20 protein-coding genes are annotated in these 23,759 nt (G+C 69.7%); 14 read left to right on the forward strand and 6 right to left on the reverse strand.

What is annotated here, in order from left to right; translation table 11 throughout:
* Positions 1–100: 100 nt before the first annotated feature.
* A complete protein-coding gene (locus tag V2J18_RS04370) occupies positions 101–3,670 on the reverse strand; it encodes a lamin tail domain-containing protein (RefSeq protein WP_336131138.1) in 3,570 nt (1,189 codons plus the stop codon).
* Between the two features lie 176 nt (positions 3,671–3,846).
* Here V2J18_RS04370 and V2J18_RS04375 point away from each other — a divergent pair, with 176 nt between their 5' ends.
* Together V2J18_RS04375 and V2J18_RS04380 are read left to right on the forward strand one after the other, a co-directional pair.
* Positions 3,847–4,725, forward strand: a complete 879-nt coding sequence (locus V2J18_RS04375; RefSeq protein ID WP_336131140.1) for a tryptophan 2,3-dioxygenase — start codon at positions 3,847–3,849, stop codon at positions 4,723–4,725.
* 378 nt (positions 4,726–5,103) lie between these two features.
* Entirely contained in the window at positions 5,104–6,642 is a 1,539-nt protein-coding gene (locus V2J18_RS04380; protein ID WP_064747234.1) for a peptide MFS transporter, read from the forward strand.
* Between the two features lie 322 nt (positions 6,643–6,964).
* On the opposite strand, the gene V2J18_RS04385 is transcribed toward V2J18_RS04380, so the two are convergent.
* Positions 6,965–7,531 (reverse strand): MarR family winged helix-turn-helix transcriptional regulator, encoded by a 567-nt coding sequence (locus tag V2J18_RS04385; protein WP_336131142.1) that lies wholly within the window; start codon positions 7,529–7,531, stop codon positions 6,965–6,967.
* Between the two features lie 98 nt (positions 7,532–7,629).
* Between V2J18_RS04385 and hppD the strand changes: the two genes are divergently transcribed.
* From hppD to V2J18_RS04415, 6 genes are all read left to right on the forward strand, one after another.
* A complete protein-coding gene (gene hppD, locus V2J18_RS04390) occupies positions 7,630–8,721 on the forward strand; it encodes a 4-hydroxyphenylpyruvate dioxygenase (protein ID WP_064747233.1) in 1,092 nt (363 codons plus the stop codon).
* A gap of 156 nt (positions 8,722–8,877) precedes the next feature.
* Complete coding sequence (hmgA, locus tag V2J18_RS04395) at positions 8,878–10,176, forward strand: homogentisate 1,2-dioxygenase (RefSeq protein WP_336131143.1); 1,299 nt, start codon at positions 8,878–8,880, stop codon at positions 10,174–10,176.
* 221 nt (positions 10,177–10,397) lie between these two features.
* Entirely contained in the window at positions 10,398–11,036 is a 639-nt protein-coding gene (locus tag V2J18_RS04400) for a hypothetical protein (protein WP_064747231.1), read from the forward strand.
* A gap of 120 nt (positions 11,037–11,156) precedes the next feature.
* Complete coding sequence (locus V2J18_RS04405) at positions 11,157–12,170, forward strand: sodium:calcium antiporter (RefSeq protein WP_064747230.1); 1,014 nt, start codon at positions 11,157–11,159, stop codon at positions 12,168–12,170.
* A gap of 60 nt (positions 12,171–12,230) precedes the next feature.
* The gene (gene nhaA / locus V2J18_RS04410; RefSeq protein ID WP_336131145.1) at positions 12,231–13,469 is read left to right on the forward strand and encodes a Na+/H+ antiporter NhaA; all 1,239 of its coding nucleotides are present in this window, start codon (positions 12,231–12,233) and stop codon (positions 13,467–13,469) included.
* Entirely contained in the window at positions 13,466–14,332 is an 867-nt protein-coding gene (locus V2J18_RS04415) for an SDR family oxidoreductase (protein WP_064747226.1), read from the forward strand. Before nhaA ends, V2J18_RS04415 begins: the two co-directional genes overlap by 4 nt.
* Before the next feature lie 637 nt (positions 14,333–14,969).
* Here the strand turns inward: V2J18_RS04415 and V2J18_RS04420 are convergent.
* Positions 14,970–15,842, reverse strand: coding sequence for a DMT family transporter (locus tag V2J18_RS04420; protein WP_336131146.1), 873 nt, complete (start codon positions 15,840–15,842; stop codon positions 14,970–14,972).
* A 68-nt stretch (positions 15,843–15,910) separates the two neighbouring features.
* Between V2J18_RS04420 and V2J18_RS04425 the strand changes: the two genes are divergently transcribed.
* A complete protein-coding gene (locus V2J18_RS04425) occupies positions 15,911–16,324 on the forward strand; it encodes a hypothetical protein (RefSeq protein WP_336131147.1) in 414 nt (137 codons plus the stop codon).
* Positions 16,325–16,330: 6 nt separating this feature from the next.
* Here the strand turns inward: V2J18_RS04425 and V2J18_RS04430 are convergent, their stop codons facing one another.
* The 3 genes from V2J18_RS04430 to V2J18_RS04440 all read right to left on the reverse strand — a co-directional run bounded on the left by V2J18_RS04430 (position 16,331) and on the right by V2J18_RS04440 (position 18,338).
* Positions 16,331–16,816: an Mpo1 family 2-hydroxy fatty acid dioxygenase gene (locus tag V2J18_RS04430; RefSeq protein ID WP_336131148.1), complete on the reverse strand. Its 486-nt coding sequence runs from the start codon at positions 16,814–16,816 to the stop codon at positions 16,331–16,333.
* A 73-nt stretch (positions 16,817–16,889) separates the two neighbouring features.
* A complete protein-coding gene (locus tag V2J18_RS04435) occupies positions 16,890–17,225 on the reverse strand; it encodes a DMT family transporter (protein ID WP_336131149.1) in 336 nt (111 codons plus the stop codon).
* 183 nt (positions 17,226–17,408) lie between these two features.
* Positions 17,409–18,338, reverse strand: coding sequence for a phosphoribosylaminoimidazolesuccinocarboxamide synthase (locus V2J18_RS04440; RefSeq protein ID WP_064747219.1), 930 nt, complete (start codon positions 18,336–18,338; stop codon positions 17,409–17,411).
* Between the two features lie 186 nt (positions 18,339–18,524).
* Here V2J18_RS04440 and V2J18_RS04445 point away from each other — a divergent pair, with 186 nt between their 5' ends.
* The 5 genes from V2J18_RS04445 to trpE all read left to right on the forward strand — a co-directional run bounded on the left by V2J18_RS04445 (position 18,525) and on the right by trpE (position 23,226).
* Positions 18,525–18,863, forward strand: coding sequence for a J domain-containing protein (locus V2J18_RS04445; RefSeq protein WP_064747218.1), 339 nt, complete (start codon positions 18,525–18,527; stop codon positions 18,861–18,863).
* 113 nt (positions 18,864–18,976) lie between these two features.
* Positions 18,977–19,651 (forward strand): ribulose-phosphate 3-epimerase, encoded by a 675-nt coding sequence (gene rpe, locus V2J18_RS04450; protein WP_336131150.1) that lies wholly within the window; start codon positions 18,977–18,979, stop codon positions 19,649–19,651.
* 219 nt (positions 19,652–19,870) lie between these two features.
* Complete coding sequence (rraA, locus tag V2J18_RS04455) at positions 19,871–20,344, forward strand: ribonuclease E activity regulator RraA (protein ID WP_336131151.1); 474 nt, start codon at positions 19,871–19,873, stop codon at positions 20,342–20,344.
* A gap of 295 nt (positions 20,345–20,639) precedes the next feature.
* Positions 20,640–21,605 (forward strand): lipid kinase YegS, encoded by a 966-nt coding sequence (gene yegS / locus V2J18_RS04460; RefSeq protein ID WP_336131152.1) that lies wholly within the window; start codon positions 20,640–20,642, stop codon positions 21,603–21,605.
* A 145-nt stretch (positions 21,606–21,750) separates the two neighbouring features.
* The gene (trpE, locus tag V2J18_RS04465) at positions 21,751–23,226 is read left to right on the forward strand and encodes an anthranilate synthase component I (RefSeq protein WP_336131153.1); all 1,476 of its coding nucleotides are present in this window, start codon (positions 21,751–21,753) and stop codon (positions 23,224–23,226) included.
* Positions 23,227–23,759 lie beyond the last annotated feature (533 nt).

The following is a 23,759-nucleotide window of genomic DNA, read 5'->3' on the forward strand; positions in this document are numbered from 1 at the left end:
TGGACGAGCCCGATTCGGGCCGAAACGGCCGGGGCCGTCCGTCGGCGAAGCCCCCCGGCCGGAGCCGGGGGGCGGTACCGCGGTTCAAACCTGGAGGAACTCAGGGCTGGGGCGTGCCGGCGGCGACGATCGGCAGCGCCATCCGGGCGGCGTTGTTGGCCGGGTCCGGATCGGCGGACGGGGAGGTCACCGAGGCCGCGAGTTCGACCGTGCGCCCGGCCATGGCCGCGTCGGTGGCGCTGCGCAGATGGAACCAATGGCTCTGGTGCCCGGTGCTGTCGACCGGCTCGCCGGTGCAGGCCACGCTGGTGTGATCGCCTACGATCGTGGGCGCTTCGCAGCGCCAGCCCGGCATGACCGCACTGACCTCCAGGTTCGGCCAGGCGCCGGACAGGGCCAGGCCGAGGCCGACCTGGCGCGCCCAGTCCGGGCCCTGGTTGTCCACCGACACCGACAGTTCCAGCGGGCGTCCGGCCTCCAACTGGGATTCGCCGTGCAAGGGGCCGGCCCAGACCCGCAAGTCGGCGTGGGTCCGCGGCACCAGCCGCAGGTGCAGCGGGTCGACGTCGCCGGCGCGCATCGGCACCGAGTCGTCGTCGCGCAGCACCGCCGGGTAGCCGGCATTGCTGCGCAGGCGCTGCACCTGGATCCAGTCGGTGGCGCCGATCAGGCGCTCGTCGGCGAAGGCGTGCTGCAGTTCCTGGCGGCTGCCTTCGTCGATCGAGGAATAGCGCTCGGACTCGGGTTCGGTCGCGGTGAGCTCGAGCAGGTCCGGATCGAAGCGGTCGATGCCGTCGCCGAGCACCATCGTGCTGACGCCCTCGCTCGGCCGGCCGGTCAAGGTGCCGATCGGATCGACCAGGCCGTCGTTGAACGCGTGCGCGTCGAACTTGCCCAGCACCAGCAGCGGCAGCGCGTCGGGGTCGCTTTGCTGTTGCCGCACCCAGCCGGCGATGAACTCGGCCTGCTGGTGGCGGCGGTCGCGCTGCAGTTCGGCTTCCGGCGTATCGGCGTCGCTGCCGGCCATCGGCGCCAGTTGCACCAGCAACAGGCGCTGGCGGAAACGGTGGCCGTCGAGGGAGTGGATGGAGGCATCGATGCTCAGCGGCGCCTGATCGAACAGCACTGCCGCCGGACCGCTGCCGCCCGGCAACAGCGCGTCGCGGCCGACTTGGGCGATGTGCTCCACCACCACCCGCGAGCCCCACGGGCCGACTTGCTCGCTGCGGGCAAGGAAACCGATCTGCGGCTTGAGCGGATCGACGTTGGACAGGGCGATGGCGCGGTACTGCGGGTCGGCATGGCCGAAGGCCACGGCGTCGCGGTTGATCCGCTCGGCCAGGCGCTGCAGCAAGGGCTCGTTCTCGATCCCGGTGATCGCGACCAGATCGGGCATCCGCAGGTCCTCGCGGATGCTGCGCGAGATCTTGCCCAGACGCCGCTCCAAGGCATGCGGCGGCGTCGCCGGCTGACCGGAGCCGGGCGGGCTGTACTCGTCGTAGAGGTCGCTCAGGTCGTAGCTGACCACATGGGTCTGGCGCTGCTGCGGATCGCCCTCCTCGATGCGCGGCGGTGCCGGCGGCGATTCGCGCACGATCAGTTGCGCCTCGCGCTGCAGCATCACGGCGTAGCGGCCGCTGCGTTGGTCCAGCGGACCGATCACGCCGTCGACGCGTGCGCCGACGCCGAGATCGACCGGCGCATGGCCGTCGGCGTCGCTGTCGACGCCGACCACCTCCTGATTGCCGTCCCAGCGCGGCAGCCAGCCCTGGACCTGACCGTGGAAGATCGGCGGATAGCGCGTGCCCGGCTCGCGCATCGGCGCCGGCTGGTCGTAGGGGCCGAGCGCGACGTGGAAGCGGCCGTCGCTGCGGGTGCGTTCCTGCGCGGCATCGAAGACGCCGCCGGTCGGTCCGACCACGCGCACCTCCGGCAGGCCCACGCGCATGCCTTCGAACGCTTCGTAATCCGGCGCGCCGGCGACCGGGGCCCAGGGCAGCAGCGGCGCCGGCGGCAACGGCCGCGGCGACGTCGTCAGCGCAACGACCGCCGGCGAGCCCGCGATCGCGGTCATGGTGCCGCGCATGGGATGGGCGCCGCCGTCGGACAGTTCCGCGACCGTGCCACCGACGCGCACGCGCAGGCCGCGCCATTGCGGATCGGGCCGAGCGCCGGTCTGCACGAACAGTCCCTGCGACGTGTTCGGATCGCCGTCGCTTTCGAACTCTTCGCTCTGCAGATAGAAGCCGTCCTCGCTCAGCGCGGTGACGATGCCTTCGACCGCGACGAACTCGCCGCGCAACGGCGAGATCGCGCCAGGCCCTTGCACCGCCGGAATCGGCACCACCCGCAGATCGTCGTCGAGGATCGTGCTGAAACCTTCCAGGGCGACGCTGCCGTCCTCGCCGATCGCGCCGGACAGGATCTGCGCCTTGATCTTGACCGTTTCGTCGCCTTCGTAGCGGGTGTCGCCGCGCACGCCGAAGCTGACGTGGACGCGGTCCTGGCCGGGGCCGATCATCGCTTCGTACTCGAACGGCAGATAATCCTCGTCCGCGCGGGCCGTGCCGCCGTCGGCCGAGCTCACCCGCACCCGCACGCCGTTGCCGTCGGCCGGGCGATCCAGGCGCAGTTCGATCGGGAACGGCGCGATGTCGGCGTCGCCTTCCTTGAGCGCGATCGGCTGCAGCGACAGCCGCGGCGGCGGTTGCTGCGGATCGTCGTTGACGATGACGGCCTGGAGGTTGAGGTAGTCGCCGTTGGCGGTCACCGCGCCGGAATGGACCTTGATCTGCAGGGCGACGGTCTCGTCGGCTTCGATCAGCGCATCGCCCTTCACCGGCAGGGCGAAGCTGGCTTCGGTCTGGCCGGCGGGGATGGTGCCGCGCAGGTCGATCGGCAGATAGTCCTCGCCCGCACGCGCCGTGCCCTGGCCGTTGCTGAAGACGCTCCAGCTGACGCCGCCGATGCCGGCGGGACGGTCCAGCTTGAGCTTGAACAGGAACGGCGCGATATCGCCGTGGCCTTCGGCCTGGGCGACATCCAGCGCCGACAGGCGCGGCGGCGGGCCGGGCGGGCAGGCGCGCACGGCCGAGTTGCGGGTGCGCGGCGTCGGCGAGCCGATGTTGAAATCGGCGCCGTTGACCTGGGTGTCGACGCAGCCGCCGTCCTTGCGCAACTGCGCGCTGGCGATGCCGGCGGCCGGCGTCGGCGCCGCGCCTTCGGCGCAGTCGATGCTGCCGTAGCCGACGAAGTCGATCGAACCGGTCGGGCAGGACACGTTGATCGGGTTGTTGTGATTGACCAGGGCCAGCTTGCCGTTGAGCTGATTCAACGAAAGATTGCCGGCGAGGTCGTAGGCGGTCAGCGGGCTGGAGCCGACCGAAACGCGCTGGCGGATCAGGAAGTAGCCGCCCGGGGCGATGACCCCGCTCAGCGGCGTGCGTTGCCACGCGTTGGCGCCGTTGACCGGCGCGTAGTGCAGGCTCCAGCCGCTGAGGTCGACCGGCGCGCTGCCGTTGTTGTGCAGTTCGATGAAATCGGCGTTGTAGCGTGCGCCGCTTTGGCCGGCGCCGGCATAGACCTGCGAAACGACCACCTGCGCCTGCGCGGCGCCGGCCAACGCCAAAGCGATGCCGGCCGCGAGGGCGCGGCTTGCGAATTTATGCATGGATTCCCCTTGAGAATGCGCCTGCGGGACGTGCTTGGCAGGCCCGGCCATTGTGCGCTGGGGGTGTCGCACCGGCCGCGACCGTTGCGCTCGTGCGGCGCCGGCGTTGCGCGCGCCGGGCCCTGCGCCGGCTGGGTTTGCGCTACGCTTTGCGCCCCTGCCGCGAGCTGTGCCGTATGTCCGTCGAAAAGAACCAGCGCGAACTGGAAAGCGGTATCCATACCGACCTGCACGGACGCATCACTTACGGCGGCTATCTGCAGCTGGACAAACTGCTGTCGGCCCAGCGCGGCCTGTCCGATCCGCCGCACCACGACGAGATGCTCTTCATCATCCAGCACCAGGTGTCGGAGCTGTGGATGAAGCTGATCATCCACGAGCTGACCGCCGCCCTGGAGCATCTGCGCCGCGACCAGGTCTGGCAGTGCCAGAAGGTGCTGGCCCGCTGCAAGCAGGCGCTGCGCCAGCTGACCGAGCAATGGTCGGTGCTGGAAACCCTGACCCCCTCGGAGTACATGGGCTTCCGCGAGACCCTGGGCCCGTCCTCCGGCTTCCAGTCGCTGCAGTACCGCACCATCGAGTTCATGCTCGGCAACAAGAACGAGGCCATGCTGCGGGTGTTCGCCTACGACCCGCAGGGCCAGGCGGCCCTGGAGCAGGCGCTGGCGGCGCCGAGCCTGTACGACGAATTCCTGATGTACCTGGCCCGGTTCGGCCACGCCATCCCCGCCGAACACCTGCAGCGCGACTGGCGCCGGCCGCACGTCAGCGACCGCGCCCTGCAGCCGGTGTTCGAGCGCATCTACGAGAACACCGACCGCTACTGGCGCGAGTACGCCCTGTGCGAGGACCTGGTCGACCTGGAGACCCAGTTCCAGCTGTGGCGCTTCCGCCACATGCGCACGGTCATGCGCATCATCGGCTTCAAGCGCGGCACCGGCGGCTCCAGTGGGGTCGGCTTCCTCAAGCAGGCGCTGGAGCTGACCTTCTTCCCCGAGCTGTTCGAGGTCCGCACCACGATCGGCGCCGGTCCGGAGCGCGGCGAGGGCTACTGAGCCCCTTCGCGCTGCGGCGGACCGGGTCCGCAGTCCGCCGGCGCGGCCCGCCCGACCGGGCGCCACAGAGGCGGTCGGCGAGCCCGTCCGCACGACCCGTCGGCGCGCAGTCGCCCCTCGACCGGCCTGCGTAGCCGTATTTGCGCGGCCGATCGCCGACGTTCGCCCTTCGCCAGCACCCGAACGGCGAACTTCGATCCGCCCGATGGCGCAAAAATCTCCCCTATTCAGCTGCTTGAGCGGGCGATTGTTGCATCGCAGCACGGCGCGGCGGCTACGACTAAGGTTTGACGGGACCGCCCCGGGCCGGTAAATCTCCCCGGCCCGTGCCGTCGGCGTGGGATTTTTATTCAGTTTCCACACGACAGGGGACACCGCATGAGCGGAGCCGCTACAACCACCTCGGGCCAGGCGCCCATTCCGGAATTCCAGCAGCGACTGGGGCATCCCAAGCCCCTGTGGATGCTGTTCATGACCGAGTTCTGGGAGCGCTTCGCCTTCTACGGCATCCGCTGGGCGCTGGTGCTGTACATCGTCCACCAGTTCCACGGCGGCGACGCCGCCGGCGAAGCGCCGGCCAACCGCATCTACGGCGCCTACCTGGCCCTGGTCTACGCCGCGGCGATCTTCGGCGGCTACATCGCCGACCGCGTGCTCGGCTACCAGCGCTCGATCCTGCTCGGCGCAGTGATCATGTCCGCGGGCCTGTTCATGATCGCCTTGCCCAACGAGCAGATCTTCAAGCTCGGCCTGGCCACGATCATCTGCGGCAACGGCCTGTTCAAGCCCAATATTTCGACCATGGTCGGCAAGCTCTACGCGGTCGGCGACGAGCGCCGCGACTCGGGCTTCACCATCTTCTACATGGGCATCAACCTCGGCGCGATGCTGGCGCCGCTGCTGACCCAGTACCTGGCGCAGAAGATCTTCGGCAGCGAATCGCTGCCGGACTACAAGATCGTCTTCATCTCCGCCGGCGTCGGCATGTTGATCAGCCTGGTGTGGTTCTGGATCGGCCGCGCCGGCCTGCAGGGCATCGGCCGTCCGCCGGAGAACCAGGGTGATCGCCGCAAGGTGCTGTACGTGTTCCTCGGCGCGCTGGTCGCGATCCCGATCGTGTACTTCCTGCTGGCGATGGGCGCCGGCGCGCTGCAGGGCGTGCTGACCGCGATGTTCCTGGGCCTGTGCGGTCTGCTGTTGGTCGAAGGCTTCCGCGAGGGCGCGGTGCAGCGCGACAAGGTGATCGCGATGCTGATCATCTTCACCTTCAACATCCTGTTCTGGATGTTCTTCGAGCAGGCCGGCAGCTCCTTCACCTTCCTCGCCGACAAGATCGTCGACCGCGACATCTTCTCCGGCGCGATGGCGGACTTCGTCTACAGCCTGAGCGGTGAGCGCGTGTTCCCGACCGCCTGGTTCCAGTCGGTCAACTCGATCGCGATCATCACCCTGGCGCCGCTGATCGCCTGGATCTGGGTGGCCATGGGCCGCGCCAATCCGTCGATCCCGCGCAAGTTCAGTCTCGGCCTGATCTTCAACGGCCTGGCCTTCCTGTTGCTGATGTTCGCCCTGGGCAGCCTGCTGGACAACGGCAAGATTCCGTTCTGGACCCTGTTCGCGGTGTATTGGATCCAGTCCATCGGCGAGCTGTGCCTGTCGCCGATCGGCCTGTCGATGGTGACCAAGCTGGCGCCGGTGCGCCTGGTCGGCTTCGGCATGGGCGGCTGGTTCCTGTCGACCGGCATCGGCAACAACCTGTCCGGCATCTTCGCCGGCCACGTCAGCGGCGAGGGCGGCATGACCACGACTTCGGCGTTGGGCGGCTACACCTTCGGGTTCTGGGCGCTGGTCGGCGCCGGCGCGCTGCTGTTCCTGGTCGCGCCGCTGGTGCAGAAGCTGATGCACGGGGTGAAGTAACGCCTCTGCGGCTGCGGCGTCCGCTGGATGCCGCGGTCCGCGCAGCGATCCAAAGGCGACGGCTGCGGCCGTCGCCTTTTTCGTTGGCCCGCCCGATCAAAGCGTCGCCCTTGTAGGAGCGGCGTAAGCCGCGACAACCGCAGCGATGTACGCAAGCGCAACGGCCGCAGCCCGGGTAAACGGGTTTTCGGTCCTGAAGGCGCGCCTGACTTCGGAATGGCGGCGTGGTATTCCACCGCTTCGGTTGTCGCGGCTCACGCCGCTCCTACATCAGCGGACACGCCGCCGGGAACCGCTTCGCGCGATTCCCCATTCCCATTCCCTATTCCCGCTGCCCCACAGCCGCCAACTCCGCCTCGGCCTGGATCTCCAGCTCGTCCAGGCGGTCGAGCAGGCGGAACAAGGCCTCGCGTTCGGCGGTTTCGATCCCGGCCAGCAGGCGCTGTTCGAAGGCCAGGGCCATCGGCGCGACCTCGTCGTAGATCTTGTAGCCGTCGGCCGACAGCTGCAGCACCGAGCGGCGGCGGTCGTCGTCGTGGGTGTCGCGCTCCAGCCGGCCGGCGTCGATCAGGCGCGCGACGGCGCGGCTGACCGCGACCTTGTCCATCGCCGTGCGCTGGGCGACCTCGTTGGCGGACAGGCCCGGGAAGCGGCCGAGCACGGCCATGACCCGCCACTCGGTCACGCTGAGGGCGAAGCGCTCGGAATAGACCCGGGCGATCGCGCCGCTGACCCGGTTGGACAGGACCGAGAGCCGGTAGGGCAGGAAGTGGTCCAGATCCAGTTCGGCATGGCGCGGTCCCGCGCCACGGCGGGCCGGCGCGGAGGCGGGGGCGCCGCTGCGCTGTTCAGGATCGGGCGATTCGGATTGGGACGGTGGTCGATTCATGCTGCACTGTGCCTTGCTTATGGTTTCATGTGAAACTATAACGACCCCTTAGCCAAGGCCGTCCGCAGCGGACCCGGCCGCCACCTGAGAACAATGCCATGAATGCGCAGCCCAACCTCGGCATGCAGGTCACCACCTTCGAGAACCCCCTCGGCATCGACGGGTTCGAGTTCGTCGAGTTCGCCGCCCCGCAGGGCCAGGGCGAGCGCCTGCACGATTATTTCCGCCGCCTCGGCTTCAGCGCGGTGCTGCGCCACAAGACGCGCCCGATCACGGTGTACCGCCAGGGCGGGGTCAACTTCCTGGTCAACGAAACCCCCGACAGCTTCGCCTCGGCCTTCGCCGACGCCCACGGCCCTTGCGCCTGCGGCTTCGCGATCCGCTTCCAGAAGCCGGCGCAGCAGGTCTACGACACCGTGCTCGGCAACGGCGGCGAAGCGGTGACCGAGCGCGCCGACACCCGCGCCATCGACGCGCCGGTGGTCAAGGGCATCGGCGACTGCATGCTGTACCTGGTCGACCGCTACGGCGCCAAGGGCGACCCCTATGCCGACTACGAGCCGATCCCGGGCGCCGAGCAGAACCCGGTCGGGTTCGGCCTGACCTTCATCGACCATCTGACCCACAACCTGTACTTCGGCAACATGCAGAAGTGGTCGGACTACTACGAGCGGTTGTTCAACTTCCGCGAGATCCGCTACTTCGACATCAAGGGCGCCAAGACCGGCCTGGTGTCCAAGGCCATGACCGCACCGGACGGCATCGTGCGCATCCCGCTCAACGAATCCAGCGACCCCAAGTCGCAGATCAACGAGTACCTGGACGCGTACAAGGGCGAGGGCATCCAGCACATCGCCTGCTTCACCGACAACATCTACGACACCGTCGAGGCCATGCGCGCCCAGGGCGTCGAGTTCCTCGACACCCCGGACACCTATTTCGAGGTGATCGACCAGCGCGTGCCGAACCACGGCGAGGACGTGCCGCGCCTGGCCAAGAACAAGATCCTGATCGACGCCGACCCGGAAACCCATCAGCGCAAGCTGCTGCAGATCTTCACCCAGAACGCGATCGGCCCGATCTTCTTCGAGATCATCCAGCGCAAGGGCAACGAAGGCTTCGGCGAAGGCAACTTCCAGGCCCTGTTCGAGAGCATCGAGCGCGACCAGATCAAGCGCGGCGTGCTGTAATCGCCAGGCTTGCGCCGGCGCGCCGCAAGGCGCGGCGACCCGCGCGCACGGCGCCCGCTAGGGCCGCTTGACGCGGCCGCGCGGGCCTCGGCACGTTTACCCGGTACTCGACCCCGATTCTTTCCACGGCTGCGAGCGCAGCGAGCGAAGCGACCCATGGCACCGATCAGCAATGGCTACCAAACCGGTTTCGGCAACGAGTTCGCCAGCGAGGCGATCGCCGGTACCCTGCCGCTGGGGCGCAACTCGCCGCAGCGCGTGGCCCACGGCCTGTACGCCGAGCAGCTGACCGGCACCGCCTTCACCGCGCCGCGCCACGCCAATCGGCGCAGCTGGTTGTATCGCATCCGCCCCGCGGCCATGCACGGCCCGTTCTCGCCCTACGCACAGCCGGCGTTCCACAACGATTTCGGCGACGGCGCGGTGAGCCCGGAGCAACTGCGCTGGAATCCGCTGCCGCTGCCGCAGGCGCCGACCGACTTCCTCGACGGGCTCTACACCATGGCCGGCAACGGCGGTCCGGCGGCGCAGACCGGCGTCGGCATCCACCTGTACGCCGCCAACCGCGACATGCGCGGGCGCTATTTCTACGACGCCGACGGCGAGCTGCTGATCGTGCCGCAACAGGGCCGGTTGCACATCGCCACCGAGCTGGGCGTGATCGAGGTCGAGCCGCAGCAGATCGCGGTGATCCCGCGCGGTGTGCGCTTCGCGGTGAGCCTGCCCGACGGCGCCTCGCGCGGCTACGTGTGCGAAAACTTCGGCGCTTTGCTGCGCCTGCCCGACCTGGGCCCGATCGGCAGCAACGGCCTGGCCAACCCGCGCGATTTCGAAACCCCGAACGCGGCCTACGAGGACCTGGAAGGCGAGTTCGAACTGATCGCCAAGTTCCAGGGCCATCTGTGGCGCGCGCCGATCGGTCATTCGCCGCTGGACGTGGTCGGCTGGCACGGCAACTACGCGCCTTACCGCTACGACCTGCGCCACTTCAATACCATCGGCTCGATCAGCTTCGACCATCCCGATCCGTCGATCTTCCTGGTCCTGCATTCGCCCAGCGACACCGCCGGCACCAGCAACATGGATTTCGTGATCTTCCCGCCGCGCTGGCTGGTGGCCCAGGACACCTTCCGTCCGCCGTGGTTCCACCGCAACATCGCCAGCGAGTTCATGGGCCTGATCCACGGCGTTTACGACGCCAAGGCCGACGGCTTCGCGCCCGGCGGCGCCTCGCTGCACAACTGCATGACCGGCCATGGCCCGGATGCGCAGACCTTCGAGAAGGCTTCGGCCGCCGACCTGTCGCAGCCGCACGTGATCGTCGACACCATGGCCTTCATGTTCGAGACCCGTGCGGTGATCCGGCCGACCCGGCAGGCGTTCGAGGCGGCGCACCGGCAGCGCGACTACCAGGCTTGCTGGGCGGGGCTGCGCAAGCATTTCGTCGCGGGCTGAGCGCGGCCCCGGTCGGCGACGCGCCGGCCCGCGTCACCGACGTGCCGTTTCGATGCGCATCGTTGCGTCGCGCAGGGGCCTCGTGTCGATGATCGCGGCCCGTGCGCGCCTGCACGAGTGCGGCGCCGCGGTGTGCGACGGCGCCGTTCGCGCTGCATTCACGCCAGCGGGCTAGGCTGCACCGGCCCTCGTACCGCGCCGTGCGCACCGGAGTTTCGTCGATGAAGTCGCTGCCGTCCTCGTCCGTTCCGACCTTCGCCTGCGCGGTACTGCTCGCGTTCGGCCTGAGCGCCTGCCAGCGCGAGGCCCCGCCCGCGGCCGAACCGGCGCCACCGGCCGCGAACGCTGCCGATCAGCCGGCCGAAGACGTGCCGCCGGCCACCGCGCCCGCGCCTGCGCCTGCGCCGGCCGATACCCTGGCCCGCTTCGACGGCTACGGCGACCTGCGGTTCGGCATGAGCGCCGAGCAGGCGCGCCAGGCCTGGGGCGGCGAACTCAAGGGCGAGGCCACCCCCGACGGCGGCTGCTATTACCTGCAGCCGCAATGGGCCAAGAACGCCGCCGAGTTCGGCCTGATGTTCGAGAACGGCCAGTTCGTTCGCGTCGACGTCGGCAACGACAAGGAAACCGCGCCCGGCGGCGGCCGCCGCGGCATGAGCGCCGAACAGATCCGCGGCCTGTACGCCGGCCGGATCGAAGAGCAGCCGCACAAATACGTGGAAGGCGCCAGGACCCTGCGCGTGAGCGACGGCGCCGGGGGCAAGGGCGCGCTGGTATTCGAGACCGACGCCGCCGGCCAGGTGACCGCCTGGCGGATCGGCCTGCCGCCGCAGGTCGATTACGTCGAAGGCTGTTCCTGACGCCCGCCGCGCTCGGCGCGGCACATTGGGGCGGAGCGCGGGGGCGGCGCAGCGCAACGACGCTCGGCCGCGGCCGAGTGTGGCTAGAATCCAGGCAACGACCGCAAGGGGAAGACCGTCATGTTCGAAGCCGTCGGCTTGTTCGTATTGGGCCTGCTGCTGCTGGCGCTGGGCGGCGATTCGATCGTCAAGGGCGCCTCGGGCCTGGCCCAGCGCTTCGGCGCCTCGCCGTTCGCGGCCGGGCTGATCCTGGTCGCATTCGGCACCTCGTTGCCGGAGCTGGCGGTCAACCTGCAGGCCTTCGTGCGCGGCCAGCAGGCGCTGGCGCTGGGCAACGCGGTCGGCAGCAACATCGTCAACTTCGGCCTGACCCTGGGCCTGGCCGCGCTGGCGGCGCCCTTGCTGGTGCGCTGGCGGGCACTGGCGCCGCTGCTGGTCGTGCTGTTGCTGGGTACCGTGGCGACCATCGTGCTGGGCCTGGACGGCGCGCTGAGCCGCGGCGAGGGTCTGGCGATGGTGTTGGCCTTCGTCGCCGTGGTCGCGTTCGCGGCCGCCCGCACCCGCCGCGAAGCGCCGGAGCTGCAGGACGCCATCGCCGCGTTCGCCATGACCCAGACCCACCTTGGCCTGAACCTGGTGCGGGTGCTGATCGCGGTGTTCCTGATGCACCTGGGGGCCTATCTGATCGTCGGCGGCAACGGCCTGTGGAACTTCGGCGCGTCGCCGGCGCTGAGCGGCGGCCTGGGTTCGCCGAACGCGGCCATCATCGGCGCGGCGATGGGCCTGTCGCCGCTGCTGACCGGCCTGTTGCCGGTGGCGATAGGCACCGCGCTGCCCGAAGTCGCCGCGGCGATCGCGGCCGCGCGCCGCGGCCAGGGCGACATCGTGGCCGGCCACGTGATCGGCTCCAGCCTGTTCAACCTGCTGATCGTGATCGGCGGCATGGCGGCGCTGCGCAGCGTGCCGCTGCCGGCCTCGTTCGTGCGTTTCGAGCTGCCGGCCGCGGCGTTGTTCGCCTTGATGCTGTATCCGATGCTCAAGGGCGATCTGCGGGTCAGCAAGCGCGAGGGCACGATCCTGCTGGTCGCGTTGCTGGTGTGGATCGGCTTCGAAGTGGCGATGCTGCACAGCTGAGCCGGTGCCGGCGGCCGGTTTTCGCCCGGCTTTGGCGGAGGCTGGCCCTATAATGGGCCGATGAGCGAAACCCACCTCCCACCGCGGCTGCCGCGGCGCGCGTTGCGCGCACTCAGCGAGTTCTTCCGCCTCGAGGCGGCCGGCGGCATCGTCCTGATCTGCGCCGCCGTGCTGGCGCTGATCGCCGCCAATTCGCCGCTGCGCGACGCCTACGAGGCGTTCCGCGCGATCCCGGTGCAACTGCGCATCGGCCCGCTGGACATCGACAAGCCGTTGTTGCTGTGGATCAACGACGGCCTGATGGCGGTGTTCTTCCTGTTGGTCGCCCTGGAAATCAAGCGCGAGGCGCTCAGCGGCCAGCTGGCCGAGCGCTCGCAGCTGGTGCTGCCGATGGTTTGCGCCAGCGCCGGCGTGATCGTGCCGGCCTTGCTGTTCTTCGCCCTCAACCGCGGCGATGCCACGGCCATGCGCGGCTGGGCGGTGCCGACCGCGACCGACATCGCCTTCGCCCTGGGCGTGCTGGCCCTGCTGGGCTCGCGGGTGCCGGTGGCGATGAAGCTGCTGTTGTCGACCATCGCGGTGGTCGACGACCTGATCGCGATTTTGATCATCGCGTTCTTCTATTCGCACGGCCTGTCGGCGACCGCGCTGATCTGGGCCGCGGTGGCGCTGGCGGCGATGTGGCTGCTCAACCGGCGCGGGGTGACCGCGCTGGCGCCGTACCTGGCGCTGGGGGCCGTGCTGTGGGTGTGCGTGCTCAAGTCCGGCGTGCACGCGACCCTGGCCGGCGTCGCCACCGGCCTGCTGATTCCGCACGTCGACAAGCGCAACGCCATCGACGACGAGACCGAGCACTCGCCGCTGGAAACCCTGGAGCACGCGCTGCATCCGTGGGTGGCCTACGCGATCCTGCCGCTGTTCGCCTTCGTCAACGCCGGCCTGGCCTTGGGCGGAATCCAGTTGCAGGACATGCTCGATCCGCTGCCGATGGGCGTGGTGCTGGGCCTGGTGGTGGGCAAGCCGATCGGCATCGTCGGCGCCGCGCTGCTGATGCGCGCGCTGGGCTGGGCGCGGTTCCCGTCCGGCATGGACCTGCGGGCGATGTTCGGGCTCGGCCTGATGTGCGGCATCGGCTTCACCATGAGCCTGTTCATCGCCTCGCTTGCGTATCAGGACCCGTCGCGCTACGACGAAGCGGTACTCGGCATTCTCGGTGCATCGCTGCTGTCGGCGCTGATCGGTTACTTCTGGCTGCGCGCGGTGCTGCCGGCGCGCGGCGGGCAGGGTTCGCACGAATGAAGCATGCGTTGGTGTTCGGCGGCAGCGGCCAGATCGGGATTCCGCTGCTGCAACGGCTCTATCACGCCGGTTGGCGGGTGACCGCGATTTCCCGCCACGAGCAGCACGACCGTCCCGGCCTGCACTGGCTGCACGGCGACCTGGACGCGATGCCGCCGTTGCCGGCGCGGGTCGATGCGATCTTCAGCTGCGGGCCGCTGCTGAAGTTCTCGCGCTGGTACGCGCAATCGGGCATCGAGGCCTCGCGGGTGATCGCGTTCGGTTCGACCAGCGCCGAAACCAAGCGCGGTTCGGCCGATGCCGACGAGCGCCGGGTCGCGGCCGAGCTGCGCGAAGGCGAGGCCAACCTGTTCGCCGCCGCACCGCCGCGCAGCGATGCGGCGACGGTGCTGCGGCCGACCCTGATCTACGGCGCCGGGCGCGACCAGACCCTGACCCGCATCGCCCAGCTGGCGCGTCGCTTGCGTTACTTCCCGCTGCCGCGCGGGGCCAACGGGTTGCGCCAGCCGGTGCACGTGGAAGATCTGGCCGAGGCGGCGTTCACGGCCTATGGCGCGCCGGCGACTTGCGGCCAGGTATATGCGGTGCCGGGCGGCGAAACGCTCACCTATCGCGAAATGGTCGCGCGGACCCTGGCCTGCCTGCGTCCGCCGGTGCGGCTGATCGAGCTGCCGTCGCCGATCTTCAACCTGGCCTTGCTCGCGGCGCAGGCGACCGGGCGCGCGACCGGCCTGGGCGAGGCGGCGGTGCGGCGCATGCGCAGCGACATGGCCTTCGACGCGGCGCCGGCGCAGCGCGATTTCGGCTACGCGCCGCGGCCGTTCCGGCCCACCGCCGAGATGTTCGACACGCCGAGCGAATGAGGCCGGCGCCAGTCGGCGTGGTTGCTTCAGGGGCAAGCAGCGGCGCAAGCCGCGACCGCCATCCCTCAACTTCGCCGCGTCTTGTCCTGCGCCCCCTGTAGGAGCGGCGTAAGCCGCGACCGCCATCCCTCAATCTCGCCGCGTGTTGTCCTGCGCCCCCTGTAGGAGCGGCGCAAGCCGCGACCGCCATCCCTCGATCTCGCCGCATCTTGTCCTGCGCCCCTTGTAGGAGCGGCGTAAACCGCGACCGCATTCTTGCGGTCTCGCGCCGTTGGTCGCTCTAAAGCTCTAAAGCACAGCTTCCGTCCGCAAGCGGCCGGGTTACTTTCTTTGTCCAAGGCGACAACGTCCTACGGGATTTCCTTCGGTCAAAAGTAACCAAAGAAAACGCCATGGCGGTTTCGGATCAAAAGCCACTATGGGGCGAGGTTTTCGCCGGGCTGCTCCGCACAAGCCATCCCTGGCCTGGCTGCACACGGGCCGCATCCCTGCGGCCGCCCTTCGGGGCTGCTGTTGTTCTCGCGAGTTCGTTGCGCCGCCAAGCTCTTACGGCAACGGCAACGGCAACGGCAACGGCAACGGCAACGGCAACGGCGATGGCGATGGCGATGGCGATGGCGATGGACGGCGACGGCGGTTACTTCCCCGTCCGCGACTTGGCCAGGGTGCGCAGGGCGATCGCCAGCACGCCGCCGAGTACCATCGCGCCGCCGATCCACAGCCGCGGGCCGGGGCGGTCGCCCCAGAAGGCGATGCCGAGGGCGATCGCGAACACCGGCACCAGCAGCAGCCAGGGCGTCACCTGCGCTACCGGGTAGCGCTGCACCAGCACGTAGTACAGGCCGTGGCCGAACAGCGAGGACACGAAGGCGGCGTAGGCCACGCCGAGCCAGGCGATCCAACTGACCGAACCCAGCGCAGCCAGGCCGCCGGGTTCCAGGACCAGACTCACGGCCAGCAACGGCGTCACCGCGATCAACGCCGTCCAGCCTTGCTGACTGACCATGTCCAACCCGCGCAGGCCTTTCATCAACACCGTGCCCAGGGCCAGGAACGCGGCCGAGACCAGCATCAGCACCAGCGCCAGCGGCCGATCCAGCACCAGCGGATCGAAGCCCAGCACCAGCACGCCGGCGAAGCTGATCGCGATCGCCGCGCCGGTGCGCCAGGCGAAGCGCTCGCCGAGCAACCACCAGGCCAGCAGCGCGGTCATCGGCACGTAGCTTTGCAGCACGATCGCCGGCGAAGACAGATCGCCGGCGGCTTTCAACGCGCTGAAGCTGAGGCCGAAATGCAGCACGCCGATGCACAGGCAGACCGCGATCAGGCGCGGCCACTGGCCCGGCGGCGGACGCTTGAGCAGGAACGCCAGCGGCAGCGCCAGCAGGGCGAAGCGCAGCGCGGTGAACAGGAACGGCGGAATCTCGCGCAGGGCGAAGGCCGAGGTCAGGAAATTGAGCGCCCAGGACAGGACGACGAGCAGCAGCAGGACGAGATCGCGGACGGGCATGGGGGCGGCGGCTGGGCTATCGTGGCCGGCTGGACGGCGGCCCCAACGGCGGGGCGGAGGACGGCATTGTGGCGCATGACTCGGTAACCCCGCTGCTCGCGGCGGCGGGCGTGTTGTTGGCGGCGATCGCATATTGGACGATCGCGGCCTGGTGGTTGCGCGCCGGCGTGGCGCGCGCGTTCGGCGCGCGGCCGGCGTTCGGTGCGGTGTTGTGGACGGTGCTGTTCGGCGTGGTGGTGTGGGCGATGCTGGCGGTGACCGGTTTGATCCTCGCCCACGGCAGCGCGCTGAGTTCCGGCCCGCTGTTCGCGGCCCTGGCCTTCGTCTTGTCGCTGCTGGCGCTGGCCCTGGGCGTGCGCCTGTTCCTGCCCGGGCCGGACGGCGCGCGCCTGCGCTGGACGCGCGCGTTGGCGGTGTCGCTGCTGCCGGCGCTGTGGCTGTGGGGCGCGGCTCTGGCGGCGGCACGCTATGCGGCCGCCTGAGGGCGCTCAGTAGCGCCAGCCGAGCTTGCGGTACAACTTGGCCAGCACCCAGGCCGGGCCGATCAGCAAATAGGTCAGGTCGGTCAGGAAGCTGGGCTTCTTGCCTTCGATCTTGTGGCCGACGAACTGGGCGATCCAGGCCACCACGAATACCGTCACGGCCGTCCACAGCAGCGCGCTCAGGCCGAAGCGCTGCGCGATCCACCAGGTCAGGGCCGAGAACACGGCGAACTGGATCAGCATGCCCAGTCCGAGCGAGCGCGAAGCGCGGTAGTAGTACAGCATCGCGCCGAACATCGCCGCCGCGGCCCAGATGCCGGGGCGGAACCAGGTGCCGGGCGCGGGGATGCACCACAGCAGGGCGATCACGCTCCACAGGATCGCCGGCACCGCGATCACGTGGATGCGTTGGTTGACGGCGTTGCGGTGGTCGCCGGAGTAGCTGGCGAACCAGCGGTCGATGGGGCGTTGCGTTTCGGCGGCGGTGCTCATGCTCGGCTCCCGGTGGGGCGGAACGGCGCCGGTGTCGGCGGGCGGACGCCCGTACGGCCGGCCAGGGCGACGCTCAGTGCGCCGCGGCTTTCGAGAATAGCTGGATCACCGCCACGCCGGCCACGATCAGGCCGATGCCGAGGACCGCGCCGGCGTCCAGGGTCTGCTTCATGAACAGCCAGCCGATGGCGGCGATCAGGACGATGCCCACGCCCGACCAGATCGCGTAGGCGACGCCGACCGGCACCGTGCGCAAGACCAGCGACAAAAAATAGAACGCGGTGCCGTAGCCGGCGGCGACGAGCAGCGACGGGACGGTGCGGGTGAAGCCGTCGGAGGCCTTGAGCGCGCTGGTGCCGACCACCTCGGCGACGATCGCGATCGCCAGGTAGAGATAACCGATGTTCATGCGATGCCCGTGCGATAGGAGGTGCGGGCAGGGTAGCGCGCATGTTCGGACCTGTATCCGTGACCGACGGGACAGGCGCAGTGTGGCGCGGATCGGTGCGGGCCGGCGCGGCGCGGCGGCAGGTTGGCCGCGGCGCCGCCCTCACTTGGCCGCGGACGCCCCGCGCCGGGGCGTCCAACGGGATCAGTCGACCGAAATCCCGGCCAGCTTCTGCAGCGCTTCGGCGTACTTGGCGCGGGTGCGCTCGATCACTTCCGCCGGCAGGCGCGGACCCGGCGGCGTCTTGTCCCAGTCCAGCGTCTCCAGGTAGTCGCGCACGAACTGCTTGTCGTAGCTCGGCGGGCTGGTGCCGACCTGATACTGGTCGGCCGGCCAATAGCGCGAGGAGTCCGGGGTCAGCATCTCGTCCATGACGTAGAGGCGGCCGTCGGCATCGGTGCCGAACTCGAACTTGGTGTCGGCGAGCAGGATGCCGCGCTCGGCCGCGTAGTCGGCGGCGTAGCGGTACAGGCGCAGGGTGGCGTCGCGCACCGCCTCGGCCAGCTCGGCGCCGACCGTGCGTACCGCGGTGTCGAAGTCGATGTTCTCGTCGTGGTCGCCGACCGCGGCCTTGGTCGAGGGGGTGAAGATCGGCTCGGGCAATTGCTCGGCCTGGCGCAGGCCGCTGGGCAGGGCGATGCCGCTGATCCGGCCGGTGCGTTGGTAATCCTTCCAGCCGCTGCCGATCACGTAGCCGCGGGCGATGCACTCGATCGCGACCGGCTTCAGGCGCTTGGTCACCACCGCGCGCTTGGCGTACAGCGCCGCGTCCACGCCCTCGGGCAGGACCGCGGCGACGTCGATGCCGGTGAGGTGGTTGGGAATGATGTGCGCGGTCTTGCCGAACCAGAAGTTGCTGATCTGGCACAGCATCTCGCCCTTGCCCGGGATCGGGTCGGGCAGGACCACGTCGAAGGCGCTGAGGCGGTCGGTGGCGACCATCAGCAGGCAGTCGCCGCCCGGGGCGGCGCCGGCCGGCAGGCGCTCGGCGGGCAGATCGAAGACGTCGCGGACCTTGCCGCGATGGCGCAAGGGCAGGCCGGGCAGTTCGGATTGCAGCAGTGTGGTCGTCAAGGTGGAAACCCCGATGGCGGTGCGTGGACCCCCTGTCGCCGGTCGCCGGAGCCCGCGAGAGCTCGCGCGCGTGCGCGACAGGGCCGGGCAGTGTACGCCGGCTGGGCGCCGCGTGCAGGTAGACTGGCGTCCGGCGGCCCGGGGCGGGCCTGGGCGGGGCCGCGAAGGCCCGGGACGGCGGGCGCGATGCAGCGCTGGTACGGCAAATTGCTGGGTTTCTTCGCCGGCGCGGCGCTGCTGCGCGCCAACCCCTTTCTCGGCGCGGTGATCGGCCTGCTGATCGGCCACGCCTTCGATTCGGACTGGTTCCGCCTGCGCGGCGACGACCCGTATGCGGCCCTGGGCCTGACCCGCGAGGCCAGCGACGCCGAGGTCGACCAGGCCTACCGGCGCCTGATCGCCCAGTACCACCCCGACCGGGTGGTCAACGCCGCCCCCGAGCTGCGCGAGCAGGCCGAGCGGCGGGCGCGCGAGCTCAATCGCGCCTACGACCGGATCAAGACCCTGCGCAAGAACAGGAAGTGAGCGCATCGGAGACGGCAAATCCCGAGGCCCGAGGCCGGCCGACGCCTGTCCCCTCCACGCTGGCGCCGGCCTTTTGCGGGACAATACCCGCCTGTCCTCCCCGAGCCGCGCCCATGCAATCCACCGTCATCGCCCCTTCGATCCTTTCGGCCAATTTCGCCAAGCTCGGCGAAGAGGTCGACAACGTGCTCAAGGCCGGCGCCGACTGGGTGCATTTCGACGTGATGGACAACCACTACGTGCCCAATCTGACCATCGGTCCGATGGTCTGCGAAGCCCTGCGCAAGCACGGCGTGACCGCGCCGATCGACGTGCACCTGATGGTCGAGCCGGTCGACCGCATCGTGCCGGACTTCGCCAAGGCCGGCGCCAGCCTGATCAGCTTCCATCCCGAAGCCAGCGCCCACGTCCACCGCACCGTGCAGCTGATCAAGTCGCACGGTTGCCAGGCTGGGCTGGTGCTGAACCCGGCCACGCCGGTCGAGGTGCTGGAGTGGGTGCTGCAGGATCTGGACCTGGTGCTGCTGATGTCGGTCAACCCCGGCTTCGGCGGGCAGAGCTTCATTCCCTCGGCGCTGGACAAGCTGCGCCGGGTGCGCGAGATGATCGACCGCAGCGGCAGGCCGATCCGGCTGGAGATCGACGGCGGGGTCAAGGCCGACAACATCGCCGAGATCGCCGCCGCCGGCGCCGATACCTTCGTCGCCGGTTCGGCGGTCTTCAACGCGCCGGATTACGCCGAGGTGATCGGCAAGATGAAGGCGGCGGTGGCGGGCGTGCGCGGCTGAGTGAGGCGCGCGGTTCGGCCGCGGCGAAACCAAACCGCGGCATGACCCGCTGCGCTTCCCTTGCCGCGGCGTACGCCGCAGCTGCGCAGCTTGGCTTCGATCGGCGCCGGTTTCCTCGTGCGGCGCCCGTCGCGGCTTGCGTCGCTGAGGCGCAGGCCGCGGTAGGCGCGGGCGCGACGGCGTGGCATGGTGGCGTCATCGGGCAGCCGGAGCGACGCGATGAACACCTGCGATCTGTGCGATCTCCACGAGGAGCGAGTGCGCGTGCTGGAGTTGCCGCTGCGCGATTACGGCGGACGTTTGGCGTTCGACGGCCGGGTCAGCACGATCAAGGCCTACGAAGACAATTCGCTGGTGCGCGAAGCGGTGGCCGAGGACGGCCGCGGCCGGGTGCTGGTGATCGACGGCGGCGGTTCGATGCGGCGGGCGATGCTCGGCGATCTGCTCGCGGCCAAGGCCTTGGACAACGGTTGGGCCGGGGTGCTGGTGTTCGGCGCGATCCGCGACAGCGGCGCGATCGGGGCGATGGCGCTCGGAGTCAAGGCGCTGGGCGCCTGCCCGCGCAAGACCGACAAGCTCGGCCAGGGCGCGCGCGATGTGGCGGTGGAGTTCGGCGGGCTGGTCATTCGCCCCGGCGAGTGGCTGTGCGCCGACCAGGACGGGGTGGTGCTGGCCGATGAAGAACTGCGCTAGGAGCGCTGGGCGCTAAGCCGCGGGGCGCGCTCGCCCGCACCGGATCGGTCCCGGCGGCCTGACGGTCTGCGTTCCTGCCGGTGCCTGCCGGCGCAACGAAAAAGACGCGGGCCTGGCGGCCCGCGTCCGGAAGATTTGGAGGCAATCCAGCCTCCGCCCGTCGTCCCTGATATGGCCTCCCATATTCCGGATCGACGATGACAAGTGTGTGACATTCGTAGCGAATCTTGATGTTCACCGCGGCTTGAGCCGCGGCTGCTAGCCTCGCCGGACTCCGATCCGCCCAGGAACCTTCATGTCCGCACTGCGTTGGCGCCTGATCCTCAACGGCAAGTCCGCCGGCGACGACTCGCTGCGCGAGGCGGTGGCGGCTTTGCGCGAAGACGGCGTGGCGCTGGACGTGCGGGTCACCTGGGAAGGCGGCGACGCCGAACGCTATGTTGCCGAGGCGATCGCCGACGGCGTCGACAGCATCGTCGCAGCCGGCGGCGACGGCACCCTCAGCGAGGTCGCCACCACGCTGGCGCATCGCGACGAAACCGCCGCGCAGTTGCCCAGCCTGGGCCTGGTGCCGCTGGGCACGGCCAACGATTTCGCCGGCGCGGCCGGCATTCCCGATGCGCCGCACGAGGCCTTGCGACTGATCCGGCGCCGGCCCGCGCAGGCGATCGACCTGATCCGTCTGCAGGCGCCGGACGGCGTGCATTGGGCGGCGAATCTGGCCAGCGGCGGCTTCGGCACCCAGGTCACCCTGGAGACCGACGAGGGCCTGAAGAAGATGCTCGGCGGCCTGGCCTACCTGGTGACCGGCATCGCCAAGCTGGGCCGGATCGAACCGCTGCGCGCGCGCCTGCACGGCGACGGTTTCGATTGGGAGGGCGACTTCATCGCCCTGGGCCTGGGCAATGGCCGTCAGGCCGGCGGCGGCCAGGCGCTGTGCCCGGACGCGATGATCGACGACGGCTTGCTCGACCTGACCATCGTGCCGGCGCTGTCCGGCGAAGTCGGCGCGACGGTGCGCACTTTGCTGACCGAAGGCAAGCACGCCGCCCTGGACCGGATCGCGACCCGCGCGCGCCTGCGCCGGGTCGAGATCGACGCCGCTGCGCCGCTGACCCTCAATCTCGACGGCGAGCCGGTGCAGGCGCGGCATTTCCGCGTCGACTGCGTGCCCGGACGGGTGCGCATGCACCTGCCGGCCGACTGCCCTTTGCTGGCCGCCGCCGGGCCCGCGACGCTGCCCGGCGCGCTCGCCGGCTGACCCGTCGCGCGGCGTGCGCGAAGCGGTTACAGTGTGGCCATGAACGCCTGGGCGAACCCGCACTCCTTCTGCGCCGACGTGGGTTGGCGATGGTGGCCGTCGGCCATCGTCGCTCCTGCCCACTCGCCCATGAAGGAACCGCCGCGTGATCTCGCACGAACTCTTCCAGCAGCAAGCCGCTAACGGCTACACCCGCATCCCGGTCGTGCGCGAGGTGCTGTCCGACCTCGATACGCCGCTGTCGGTCTACCTCAAGCTCGCCGACGGCCCGCATACCTACCTGTTCGAATCGGTCGAAGGCGGCGAACGCTTCGGCCGCTACTCGATCATCGGCCTGCCGGCGCAGCGCGTGTACGCCTTCGCCGGGCATACCCTGTTCGTCACCGAGCACGGCGAACTGGTCGACAGCCGCGTGGTCGAGGACCCCTTCGCCGAAGTCGAACGCCTGCGCACCGAGTACCAGGTGCCGAAGATCGACGGCCTGCCGGGCTTCACCGGCGGCCTGGTCGGCTGGTTCGGCTTCGAGTGCGTGCAGTACATCGAGCGCCGCCTGGCCGGTGGCGAGAAGCCCGACGAGCTGGGCACGCCCGACATCCTGCTGATGCAGAGCGAGGAAATCGCGGTATTCGACAACCTCAAGGGCCGGCTGTACCTCATCGTGCACGCCGATCCGCGCGAGCCGCAGGCCTTCGCCCGCGCCAACCGCCGCCTCGACCAGCTCGTGCACCGCTTGCGCATCGGCGGCGCCAGCTACCCCGAGACGCTCGATCCGGCCGGCCTGGACGAGGGCGACTTCGTTTCCGGCTTCACCCGCGAAGGCTTCATCGAGGCGGTGGAGAAGTCCAAGGAACTGATCCGCGCCGGCGACATCTTCCAGGTGGTGCTGTCGCAGCGCCTGAGCGTGCCGTTCAAGGCGCGCCCGGTCGACGTCTATCGCGCCCTGCGCGCGCTGAATCCGTCGCCGTACATGTATTTCCTCGACGTCGGCGGCACCCAGGTGGTCGGTTCGTCGCCGGAGATCCTGGTGCGCCTGCAGGACGGCGAAGTCACCGTGCGCCCGATCGCCGGCACCCGTCCGCGCGGCAAGACGGTCGAGGAAGATCACGCGCTGGAAGCCGAGCTGCTGGCCGACCCCAAGGAGCGCGCCGAGCACCTGATGCTGATCGACCTCGGCCGCAACGATGTCGGCCGGGTGTCCGAAGCCAGCACGGTCGAAGTCGGCGAGCAGTTCGTGATCGAGCGCTACAGCCACGTCATGCACATCGTCAGCGAAGTCACCGGCCGCCTGCAGCCGGGGCTGAGCTACGCCGACGTGCTGCGCGCGACCTTCCCGGCCGGCACGGTCAGCGGCGCGCCGAAGATCCGCGCCCTGGAAGTGATCCGCGAGCTCGAGCCGGTCAAGCGCAACGTCTACTCCGGCGCGGTCGGCTACATCGGCTGGCACGGCGACGCCGACACCGCGATCGCGATCCGCACCGCGGTGATCCAGGACGGCCGCCTGCACGTGCAGGCCGGCGCCGGCATCGTCTACGACTCCGACCCGCAGAAGGAGTGGGAGGAGACGATGAACAAGGGCCGCGCGCTGTTCCGCGCCGTGGCCGAGGCGGCGCGCGGCTTGTAAGCGTCGCGCGTGCCCCTGTAGGAGCGGCGTCAGCCGCGACCACCCGAAGAGAACGAATACCACCGCAGCCGCCGAAGCGAGGATGCTTGGCGGCTGTTTCGTTCATGCCCGCGGGCTTGCGGCTTCGGTTTCAGCGCTCGCGTACATCGCTGCGGCTGTCGCGGCTGACGCCGCTCCTACAGACGGCCATGCCTCGCGATCGGATGTCCGGGTCGTGTGTTTTTGTAGGAGCGGCGCAAGCCGCGACCACCCGAAGAGAACGAATACCACCGCAACCGCCGAAGCGACGATGCTTGGCGGCTGCTCCACGCCTTGCCCGCGGGATTGCGGCTTCGGCTCCGGCGCTCGCGTACATGGCTGCGGCTGTCGCGGCTGACGCCGCTCCTACAAAGAACGCGCGGCGCGGTTCGCAGCGCCGGCGGATTAAAAAAAGTTCATGCGCAGGAAAGCTGTGCGGCAGGGGCGAGGGCGCAATCTGAGCCGGCGATGGGGACACGCCCCACCGGCCCAGACTCCCAACCCCGAACTGCAAG

It is taken from the genome of Lysobacter firmicutimachus, assembly GCF_037027445.1.
GTDB lineage: Bacteria > Pseudomonadota > Gammaproteobacteria > Xanthomonadales > Xanthomonadaceae > Lysobacter > Lysobacter firmicutimachus.